Origin of the sequence: Propionivibrio sp. (assembly GCF_017995515.1) — a bacterium.
GTDB lineage: Bacteria > Pseudomonadota > Gammaproteobacteria > Burkholderiales > Rhodocyclaceae > Propionivibrio.
The window spans coordinates 3,410-13,701 of sequence record NZ_JAGOIT010000091.1 but is presented as its reverse complement, the minus strand read 5'-3'; the positions used below and the strand labels follow the sequence as shown (position 1 = coordinate 13,701).

Sequence of the window (10,292 nt, the reverse complement as noted above, 5' to 3'; positions counted from 1 at the left end):
AGCGTGACGCGGCTGTCGTTGAAGCCGACCCAGGCGCCGCCGACGAGCTGCGGATGCATCAGGAGGAACCAGCCGTCGGCGTTGTCCTGCGTCGTGCCGGTCTTGCCAGCGACGTCGGCGCGGATGCCGAAGCGGCTGCGGATGGCGCTGCCGGTGCCGCGGTTGATGACGCCGCGCATCGTGTCGAGCAGCGTATAGGCAACGTCATCGGAGAGCGCCTGTTCGGCGTCGGCCGGGGCGAATTCCTCGACGACCTTCCCGTTGCGATCCTCGATGCGCGTGACCATCACCGGCGCGAGATAGCGGCCGCCGTTGGCGATGGTGCCGTAGGCGGCGACCATCTCCATGAGCGTCACCGGGCTGGTGCCGAGCGCGAGCGAAGGCACGGCTTCCAGCGTGCTCTGGCGAATGCCCATCGCCTGCGCCAGCTTGACCACCTTGTTCGGCCCGACTTCCTGCATCAGCTGCGCGGTGATCGTGTTCTTCGAGTAGGCGAGCGCGTCGGCGAGGCGCATCGGCTGACCGCTCGGCGGTTTGCCGTCGGACGGGCGCCAGATCTCGTCGCCGCCGACCTCGATCTCGACCGCCTCGTCGACCAGCGTGTCGTCGGGACTCATCCCCTGGCGGAAGGCCTCGCCATAGACGAAGGGCTTGAACGTCGAGCCGGGTTGCCGGCGCGCCTGCTGCACGTGGTCGAAAGCGTCGTCCTTGAAGTCACGGCTGCCGACCCAGGCCTTGACCTGCCCGTTCTGCGGGTCGAGGGCGAGGAAGCCGGCCTGGATCGTCGTCTTCTGCCGGCGCAGTTCGCGCATGAACGCCGTGTCGGCGGCGAGTTGCTTGATCGCCAGTTCAGGCGTCGCGCCGCCATCGATCGCGGCCTTGTACTCTGCCGTGTCGCGCATGAAGGCTTCGACCAGCGGATTGGTGGGTGTCCACACGGAGCTTCGGCCCCACGCCGCGTTGGCGAGGTTTTGCAGCTGGTAGCCCTGGCGCGCAACGGCCTGGTTGGCCTGCACCTGCAGCTTGTAGTCGAGCGTCGTATGAACGACGAGGCCGTCGCTGTAGATGTTGTAGTCGTTGCGGTCGGCCCAGGCGATCAGCCACTTGCGCAGCTGTTGCGCGAAGTGTGGCGCCGGTCCCGGCGGCTCGCTCTGCCGTTCGAACTCGACGCGCAGCGGCCGTTGCTTTAGCGACTCGAACTTCGCCGCGTCGAGCTGGCCGCGCTTGACCATCTGCGCGAGCACGATGTTACGCCGTTGCATGGCGCGCTCGGGGTTGAGCACCGGGTTGTAGTAGCTGTTGCCCTTGAGCATGCCGACCAGCGTCGCGCTCTGCAGCACGTCAAGGGTATCGGCCGAGGTGTCGAAGTAGGTGCGCGCCGCCATCTCGATGCCGAAGGCGTTGTAGAGGAAGGGCACGGTGTTCAGGTAGGTTTCGAGGATCTCGTCCTTCGAATAGACGGCCTCGATCTTGAGCGCCGTGATCGCCTCCTTCAGCTTGCGCTTGAGGCTCGCCGCGCGGCCGATCTCTTCCGGGTAGAGGTTGCGCGCAAGCTGCTGGGTCAGCGTCGAGCCGCCCTGGCGGTCGCCGTGCAGCGTGTAGTACAAGGCCGACGCCGTGCGCCGCCAGTCGAGGCCGAAGTGATCGTAGAAGCGGTGATCCTCGGTCGCGATCAGCGCCTTGACGACATGCGGCGAAATCTCCTTGAGCGCGACCCACTGCCGGTTCGACTGCTTGAACTCGGTGAGCTTGCGACCGTCGGCCGAGAGGATCTGCGCCGGCTGTTCCGAAGCGGCCTTGCGGATGTCGCTGATGCTCGGCGTGAAGGGGATCAGCGCGAGCGCGTACAGCACAAGCAGCGCCGGCGGCACGGCGAGCGCGTGCAGGATGTCGCGCCGGCTCGGGTGGCGTAGGCGTTGCGGCAAGGTCGCGACGAAGCTCGCCAGACGGTCGCCGAGGCCGGGCCGGAGTCGATTCAGTCGTTGCTGGAGGGCGGCTGCAAAATCCTGGAATGAGGTCATGTGCTGCGTACTGCGCAACGCACGGCGCGTGGCCGGCCGGCGTTCGCTCGTCGAAGAAGGACGCTCATGCTACCAAGGATGCGCGTGCGTTACATGTCATCGCGCTGCAATACGTCGCTGCCAGACTCGATACCGGTTTCCCGCGTGGCGAGAAATCCGTCAGGCGACGACTTTCAAACGATGACTTTCTCGACAGTCCGGATGGACGTCGCCACCATCGACGGCGCCGGGCCGATGCGCTTCTTCAAGGACATCCCGCTCTCGACGACGAGCATCGCGGCGCTCTTCGTCATCCAGTTCATCTACGGCTGGAACCAGTACCTGTGGCCACTGCTGATGACCACCGACGGGAGCACGTACCCGGTCGTCATGGCCACCACCGTGCTCGCCATGCTGCCGCCAGTCGGCGTCGTCCTCATGCAGAAATGGTTCGTCAAGGGCCTCGTCGATGCAGAGAAATAGGGTCTCCAGTCACGTATCCACCGTTCGTGGTGAGCCTGTCGAACCATGAACGGGCGCCAAGGCGAGAGCACCCCGCCCTTCGACAGGCTCAGGGCGAACGGTGATTGAGACCTGTCAGGTATTCCACGCCCCTTTAAAACCCGGTCGGACCAACATGAAATTCGAACAGCAATACTGCACCAAAACTTGTCGGTCTGCGGCATAAAATCTGCGGGCGGCATCTCTGCCGCGACATGCTCGATTCAAGTTCTATTGCCGACTCGTCCGGCTTGGCCTTCCTGATCGCTCCTTGCTTTCTCGGTCACCGGCCGACGGGCGCGCCGCGCTCTCCAGCCAGATCAGCGTATCGATGTAAGACATGAAGGATTGCAGATAGTCCGGCGCGAGGTCGTGCATGCGTTGCAGGCTGCGCAGGACGAGGTGTTGGGAGTTCATCGGGCCGGCGTTCTCCGGCGCTTGCGCGAGGGTTTGTGTGAGCTGTTGCTCGGTGCTGAGCCGGGCCCAGGTGTCCTGGAAGCGGGCGATCGAGCGGAGTTGGGTCGCCTCGGGTTGTTCGTTGGCGTGCTGGGTGATGTGGGCGAGGAGTTCGGTCAGCGGGCTGCTTGCGCCGTCATTGGGCGCCATGGCGGCTGAATCGGTTGGGGCGGCGGCGAGTTCGCGGATGGCTTCCTGGATCTTCGCCTCAAGCAATGCACGCACTGATTCGGGTTGCGTGGCGGCGCGGCGGGTCAGGGCTTCGAGGTAGGCGAAGCGGACGGGGTCACGTTCGGCGGCGCCGTCGGCTCGCAGGGCGTTCAGGGTGGCCTGAAGGTCTACTGACTCAGTCATTAGCGGCCTTGCCGTTCGTGCTGCTCTTCGGCACCGGCGCCATTTCGACGCGGCGGTTGCGGGCACGGCCTTCGGGGTCGGCGTTGTCGGCGACGGGCTGCTGCGCGCCGAAGGCGGCGGCGAAGACAGCGGAGGCTGGTACGCCTTCGTCGATCAGCGTGCGCGTGACGGTCAGCGCGCGCTGGGCGGAGAGCTCCCAGTTATCGACGAACTTGCGGTTGTTGTCGCGCACCGGCATGTCGTCAGTGAAGCCGCTGATCATCAGGATCTGGTCGCTGGCGCCGAGATAGGCGGTGATTGGCGGGGCGAGCGTTTGCAGCAGTTGCTTGCCTTCTGGCTGCAACTGGTCCGAGTTGTGCGCGAAGAGGACGTTGCCGCTGATGCCGATCTTGCCGTTGTCGAGCGTGACGCGGCCGGCGGCCAGCGGGCCGGCGAGCGCTTTTTCGAGCGCCTCGCGCCGTTGTTCTTCCTGCTGGCGTTTCTGGATCTCGGCTTCGAGGCTGGTGGCGAGTTCGAGCTGCACGCCGAGGACGCCGACGAGGATGATGACGAAGGCGCCGAGCAGCCCGGACATCAGGTCGCCGAAGACCGCCCACACCGGCGTGCTCTCATGTGCGCCGTGTTCGAAACCGAGGTCGATGTCTTCCATGCTCAGGCCTCGCTGCGGGTGGCGCGCTGCAGGTCGTCGACCATCTTTTTCTGCGACAGGATGCTGAGCTCGATGACCTCGCGCGCCTGGGCGACGTAGTAGGCGAGCTGCTCGTCGCTGCGCGTGAGCGACTTGGCGAGCCCGCCTTCGATGCGTTGCAGCGCGGCCATCATCTTCTCGTTGGAGTCGCTGAACAGCCGCACGGCGTGGCCGAAGGCTTCGCCCAGGCTGGCGACTTCGAGCGCGCCGCCGGCGACGCTGGCGCCGATGTCGACGAGCTTGCCGGCTTCGCTTTCCACCTTGGCAGCGAACCGGCTGCCGACGCGTTCGAGCAGTTCGGCGGAGGTGGCGACGAGCGCGTCGATCGCGCCGCGCTGTTCGGTCGAGGCGTGGTTGATTGCGTCGAGCAGCGCACCCAGCGTCTCCATGATGCGGCTGCGTTCTTCGAGCAGGCTGTTGTCGCGCGCCATGCTCGCCGAGAGTTCTTGGCGCAGCTCGCCGATCACCTCGGCTGCGGCCTTGGGCGCTTCGGCGGCGGTCTGCATCAGGCGTGTGACTTCGGCGATTGTCGTTTCGGCCTGGCGCTGATGGGCGGCGACGAGGTCACGTGCGGTGGTGCCCAGCGTCTGCGTGATTGCTTCCTGCTGCGCCAGTGTCTTCTCGCCCGCTTGCTGCCATTGTGTTTCGAGCTTGGCGGCCATCGCGCTCAAGGCGTCGGTGAAGCAGGCCTGCCGTTGCTGTTCGCCGGCGGCCCATTCGCTTTGCCAGGCGGCTTGCGCGGTGCGCTGGTCGGCGAGCAGTGCGGCGCTGCGTTCGGCGAAGGCCTCGGCCAGGGAGGTCTGCGTCTGGTCGAGCGCTTGCGTGAGACGGTCGCTCGCGGCCTCGTGCTTGGCGAGCGCTTCGGTCCATGTCGCGGAAACCGTCTGCACGGCGCCATCGAAGCGCTGGGCGATGCCGTCGAGCTGGGTGGCGACGTGCTGGGTCAGCGCGGTCTGTTGCGTTTCGACGGTCTGGGCGAAGGCGGCGCGGCTCGCGTCCACGGACGCCAGCAGCGCTTGCGTCCGTTCACCGAAGGTCTCGGCGACCTGGCTCACCGCGCGGTCGAGGCGGGTGGTGACGCCGTTGAATTGCTCGGCGAGTGCGTCGGCCAGCGCCTGCTGGCTGGCGGCGGTGGTTGCCGCCAAGGCGGCGTGCTGTTGCGCGGCGTCGGTCTGCAGACGGCTTTGGGTCGCTTCGAATCCGGCGAGTTGGGTCTCCACGGTGCCCGAGAGCTTGCCGTGCAGCTCGCTCGTCTGCGCGGCGATGCCGCTCATGGTGGCGGTAACGATCGGTTCGATGGCCGCGGCGGCGGCTGTCGCACTCGCCGCGAGGCTGGTCTTGAGCGACTGATCGACGGACTGCGCGAGGTTGGCGTACAGCCCCTTGCTCTCTTCATGGAAGCGCTGCTGGTCGGCGATCAGCTGTTCGCCGAGCTGGCGATTCTGGTCGGTCATCAAGCGCATCATCGTGTCGAGTTTACCGACCAGCTCGGGCAGCATCTGCGCCTGCGCCTGCAGCGCCTTGAACGTCTCCTGGCGCTGGTGCGCGAAGGAGACGTGGCGCAGCGCGCCGGCGACCTTGCCGTCGAGCAGGCGGCCGACGTGCTGGCGGTCGCGGCGGCAGAGCGTCGAGATCAGGCCGAGCATGGCCGACGTGGCGACGCCGGCGACCGAGGTGCCGAAGGCGACGCCGAGCCCCTTGACCGGCGCGGCGAGCGCGGAGCGGATGGTGTGCAGGTCGGTGGTGCTCTCCAGCGCGAGCACCGCGCCGTTCAGCGTGACGACCATGCCGAGGAAGGTGCCGAGCATGCCGAGCAGAACGAGGAGTCCGACGAGGTAGGGCGTGACGCCGGGGCCGGGCAGAGCGATGCGTTCGCCTTCGATGCGCAGGCGCACTGCGTTGCGTAGCGTGGCCGGGACTTGTTGTAGCCAATCGCTAAGGTCGGTGATTTCTTCTGGGACGTTGTCGAGCGCGCGGGCGAGCGCCGCCGTGTCGCCGTGGAAGCGCCGCATTTCGAATGCGCCGACCACGTAGACCACGGCGATGGTGCAGGAGACGCCGAGCGCGAGCGTGTTGCCGCCGACGTAGCCGAGGGCGATCCAGGTGACGGCGGCCAGGCCGAGGAAAAAGGCGATGAAATTGAGATTGCGATTGTTGGGGTTCATGCGTGTTCGTTTCGTTCTAGCGAGAATCTTATGGGTAACTGATGACCTATCTACCGTTCGCCCTGAGCCTGCCGAAGGGCATGAACGGGCCTGAGCGGTTGTGAATAAATGCCGAAACACCCACCACAGAGATGCCCCGCAGGAAATCCCCTTGGGGGACACAGAGACGCAGAGTTTTCGCAGAGAAAACCTTTGGAAACCATGTTTTTTTCTGCGTTTCCTCTGTGCCTCTGCGCCTCTGTGGTGGGTTTTGAGTTTTTTCACAGACTCTGAGGCGAGGGGATCCGCCCTTCGACAGGCTCAGGGCGAGCGGTAGTAGAGAGCTGTCAGCCAATTTCAAGAACCTCAAAAAGCATTCGCGCCGCCGGATGCCGTAGTCAAGGCAGCGACTAACCCGGAGACGAGCTTCAGGCGCAGGTCGAGTTCGGCGAGCAACAAACGCTTGGCGTCGTTGCAGAAGGCGTCGAGCCAGCTGCCGGGATGTGTCCAGGCGGCGGGATCGTCCGCGTCGATCAACGCCGCCATGTGTTCGGCGTAGCGTTGTTCAAAGCACTTGCTGAACAGGATCGGGACGTTCGCCAGCAGCGTGCTCTCGCGCGCGGCGAGCGCTTTCTCGAAGGCGGCGTCGAGGCCGGCCAGTTGGCGACCGGCGGGCGACAGGCCGGCGAGCGCCTTGCGGGCTTGGGTGCGCAAGGCGGTGATGGCGTTGGTCATCTCGCGCTGGTGCGCGAGGTAATAGCGGTGATAAGGGGTGAAGTCGGGCAGGCCGTCGGCGCTGGCCAGCGACTGCGGCAGCGGAAACGGGATACGGGGCGCGCTGCCGTTCGGGTCGGTTCTGAAAAGGCCGTCGTTCTCGATGGCATTGCTCAACGTGGTTCGCACGTGTTGCAACTGTGCCGGCAGATCACTCTCTGCCCGAGGCAGGGGCGTACGCTCACCGGCCCCGCTGCCGAGGACGGAAAACAGCGTCATCGCGTCCGCAAGATCCAGCCAGCGCCCGAGCCGTTCGCCGAAGTCGTACTTCGGTTCGGGGACCTGCGGGTGCTGTTCTGAGAGGAGACGGAGGAGAGCGGAACGGTGGAATGTGGCGCGTTGCAATTCGGTGCTGCCGGCGGATCAGCTGTCGTAGCGACACTATCCGCCGCGAAGGACTTCAGTCGCCGCTGGGCGGGTTTTCCAGGCGCGCGACGCGCTCTTCCAAGGCCTTGAGCATCTCCCGTGTGCGCTGGAGCACCTGCGCCTGGATGTCGAATTCCTCGCGTGTGACGAGATCGAGTCTGGCGAAGAAACCGGACATGAGGGCGCGCGCGTTCTTCTCGATATCCGCGGCCGGGCTGGCGGCGATGAGGGTGCTCAGGCGGTTGCTGAATTCCTCGAATACTTTGGGGTCGAGCATGGCGTCGGTCTTTCGGGAAACGGGGTTTTGGGACGCGTCGAGTTTAGCACAGCGCACCAGAACGACGCCCGGCACCGGCTTGGTGCGGTGCCCATTTTTTGTGCGCCAGCAATGTGCGCTGATGAGCCATGAATCGTCCTGATGGCGGATAACCGCTGGAAAACAAAAGAAAAAACAACCTGGCACGCGTCCTGCTTAGCTGGATTCGCAAAGCTTGCGATCCATTTCTACGCTTAAGGAGTGTCCGCCATGAAACAAGGGAATTCGTTTTGCAGCTGTTGTTGTCGTGACGTCGCCGCTTCCACGGCGTGTCGTTCGCGTCGTTTGACCTGACCAATCTGTAACCGGGGAAAGCACGTAGTCCCCAGAACTGGAGCACATCATGAAAATGGTTACCGCAATCATCAAGCCGTTCAAGCTTGACGAAGTGCGTGAGGCGTTGTCCGTCATCGGCGTTCAGGGCATCACGGTTACCGAAGTCAAGGGTTTCGGCCGGCAAAAGGGGCACACCGAGCTGTATCGGGGCGCCGAGTATGTGGTCGATTTCCTCCCGAAGGTGAAGGTCGAAGCGGCGATCCGCGACGACCATCTCGATCAGGTGATCGAGGCGATCGAGAAGTCGGCCGGCACCGGAAAAATCGGCGACGGCAAGATCTTCGTCTACGACATCGAACAAGTCATCCGCATCCGCACCGGCGAAACCGGTGAGGAAGCCCTGTGAGGAGCACATCATGAAACGACTACTGGCAACACTCTCCCTGCTCGGCGCACTGGGCATGGGCATGGCCTTCGGCGGCTCCGCCTGGGCAGCGGACGAAGCGGCCGCACCGGCAGCGGTGACCGCGACCGAGGCGGCTACACCGGCCGCTGCTGCTCCGGCAGCTGCAGCCGAAGCCGCTCCGGCCGAGGCAGCCCCCGCTGCTCCTGCCGCCACCCTGAGCAAGAGCGACAACGCCTGGATTCTCGTCAGCGCGGCGCTCGTCATCCTGATGTCGATCCCCGGTCTGGCCTTGTTCTACGGCGGTCTCGTCCGCTCGAAGAACATGCTCTCGGTGCTGATGCAAGTCTTCGTCACCTTCTCGCTGATCAGCGTGCTGTGGGTGGTCTACGGCTACTCGCTGGCCTTCACCGAGGGCGGCAGCTTCTATGGCGTGCTCTCCAAGCTGTTCCTGGATGGCGTGACCATCGATTCGCTGGGCGCGACCTTCAGCAAGGGCGTCTATATCTCGGAATTTACCTTCGTCATCTTCCAGGGCGCCTTCGCGGCGATCACCTGCGGACTGATCGTCGGTGCCTTCGCCGAGCGCGCCAAGTTCTCCGCGATCCTCGTCTTCATGGTGCTCTGGTTCACCTTCTCCTACCTGCCGATGGCGCACATGGTCTGGTACTGGGCGGGTCCGGATGCCTACACGGATGCAGCAGCGGGTGAAGCCGCCGCAGCGACCGCTGGCTTCCTTTTCCAGAAGGGTGCGTTGGACTTCGCCGGCGGTACGGTCGTGCATATCAACGCCGCCGTGGCGGGCTTGATCGGCGCCTTCCTGATCGGCAAGCGCGTTGGCTACGGTCGTGAATCGATGGCCCCGCACAGCCTGACCTTCACGATGATCGGCGCCTCGCTGCTGTGGTTCGGCTGGTTCGGTTTCAACGCCGGTTCGGCGCTCGAAGCGAGCGGTGGTTCGGCGCTGGCGATGGTCAACACCTGGGTGGCGACGGCCTGTGCGGCGATGTCCTGGATGCTGGCCGAATGGCTGCTCAAGGGCAAGCCTTCGATGCTCGGGGCGGCTTCCGGCGCGGTGGCCGGTCTGGTGGCGATCACCCCGGCGGCCGGCTTCGTCGGCATCAAGGGCGCGCTGGTCATCGGTCTGCTGGCGGGTATCGTCTGCCTGTGGGGCGTCAATGGCCTGAAGCGCATGCTCGGCGCCGATGACTCGCTCGACGTGTTCGGCGTGCATGGCGTCGGCGGCATCCTCGGCGCGATCCTGACCGGCGTGTTCTGCGACCCGGCGCTCGGCGGAACGGGCGTCTGGGACTACGTGGCCAACGCGGTTGGCGAGTACAACATGGCCGGTCAAGTCACCAGCCAGTTGTGGGGTGTCGGCGTGGCCATCGTCTGGTCGTCCGTGGTCTCGGTGATCGCCTACAAGCTGGTCGACATGTTCATCGGCCTGCGCGTGCCGGAAGAGGAAGAGCGCGAAGGTCTGGACATCACCTCGCACGGCGAGTCGGCTTACCACCACTAAGCGTCACCACAGCAACGAAGGGCGCCCACGGGGCGCCCTTTTTCTTCCATTTGTACCCGGGGCCGGAACGAGCTAGAGTCGAAACTGATGGATGAGCGAAATAGGCGGCTGGGGTTGAAGAAGCGGCGTATCTCTGCTGAGAGGTTGTGAACAAATGCAGAAACACCACAGAGACGCAGAGTTTTCGCAGGGAAAACCTTTGGAAACGGTGTTTTTCCTCTGCGTTTCCTCTGCGCCTCCGTGCCTCTGCGGTGGGGTTTGAGTTTTTTCACAGACTCTGAGAATTGATTGTCGAGATCGTGTTTTCAAAATAGATTCCGGAAAGGACAAACGGGCACTCGCTGTCGGCAACACGACAAGCAACCAGGAACGAACCTTCGCGACCAACGCTGCTGGTCGTCAACTCGACGGACTCGAAATCATGACCCGGCTTTGTGTGGGCCTCATCAGTTATTTCTGTCTCGCGTTCCTGCTGGCGGTGGCTCAGCCTGT

Annotated in this window: 10 protein-coding genes; 3 read left to right on the top strand and 7 right to left on the bottom strand. The window is 64.5% G+C overall.

Features of this window, described 5'->3' with window-relative positions:
* On the bottom strand, positions 1 to 2,021 hold a 2,021-nt coding region (locus KBA32_RS13575), incomplete at its 3' end, for a transglycosylase domain-containing protein (protein ID WP_294359786.1).
* A gap of 180 nt (positions 2,022 to 2,201) precedes the next feature.
* Between KBA32_RS13575 and KBA32_RS13570 the strand changes: the two genes are divergently transcribed.
* Entirely contained in the window at positions 2,202 to 2,483 is a 282-nt protein-coding gene (locus KBA32_RS13570; protein ID WP_294359784.1) for a hypothetical protein, read from the top strand.
* Positions 2,484 to 2,732: 249 nt separating this feature from the next.
* Here KBA32_RS13570 and KBA32_RS13565 read toward each other — a convergent pair whose 3' ends face one another.
* From KBA32_RS13565 to KBA32_RS17195, 5 genes are all read right to left on the bottom strand, one after another.
* Positions 2,733 to 3,311 (bottom strand): DUF2894 domain-containing protein, encoded by a 579-nt coding sequence (locus KBA32_RS13565; protein ID WP_294359783.1) that lies wholly within the window; start codon positions 3,309 to 3,311, stop codon positions 2,733 to 2,735.
* Complete coding sequence (locus tag KBA32_RS13560; RefSeq protein ID WP_294359781.1) at positions 3,304 to 3,960, bottom strand: OmpA family protein; 657 nt, start codon at positions 3,958 to 3,960, stop codon at positions 3,304 to 3,306. Before KBA32_RS13560 ends, KBA32_RS13565 begins: the two co-directional genes overlap by 8 nt.
* A gap of 2 nt (positions 3,961 to 3,962) precedes the next feature.
* A complete protein-coding gene (locus tag KBA32_RS13555) occupies positions 3,963 to 6,164 on the bottom strand; it encodes a DUF802 domain-containing protein (RefSeq protein WP_294359779.1) in 2,202 nt (733 codons plus the stop codon).
* 345 nt (positions 6,165 to 6,509) lie between these two features.
* Complete coding sequence (locus KBA32_RS13550; RefSeq protein WP_294359777.1) at positions 6,510 to 7,262, bottom strand: DUF3348 family protein; 753 nt, start codon at positions 7,260 to 7,262, stop codon at positions 6,510 to 6,512.
* 55 nt (positions 7,263 to 7,317) lie between these two features.
* The gene (locus tag KBA32_RS17195; RefSeq protein WP_367113785.1) at positions 7,318 to 7,746 is read right to left on the bottom strand and encodes an accessory factor UbiK family protein; all 429 of its coding nucleotides are present in this window, start codon (positions 7,744 to 7,746) and stop codon (positions 7,318 to 7,320) included.
* A gap of 196 nt (positions 7,747 to 7,942) precedes the next feature.
* Between KBA32_RS17195 and glnK the strand changes: the two genes are divergently transcribed.
* Together glnK and KBA32_RS13535 are read left to right on the top strand one after the other, a co-directional pair.
* Complete coding sequence (gene glnK / locus KBA32_RS13540) at positions 7,943 to 8,281, top strand: P-II family nitrogen regulator (RefSeq protein WP_294359775.1); 339 nt, start codon at positions 7,943 to 7,945, stop codon at positions 8,279 to 8,281.
* A 10-nt stretch (positions 8,282 to 8,291) separates the two neighbouring features.
* Complete coding sequence (locus KBA32_RS13535; protein ID WP_294359773.1) at positions 8,292 to 9,800, top strand: ammonium transporter; 1,509 nt, start codon at positions 8,292 to 8,294, stop codon at positions 9,798 to 9,800.
* Between the two features lie 268 nt (positions 9,801 to 10,068).
* Here KBA32_RS13535 and KBA32_RS13530 read toward each other — a convergent pair.
* On the bottom strand, positions 10,069 to 10,292 hold a 224-nt coding region (locus KBA32_RS13530), incomplete at its 5' end, for a hypothetical protein (RefSeq protein WP_294359771.1).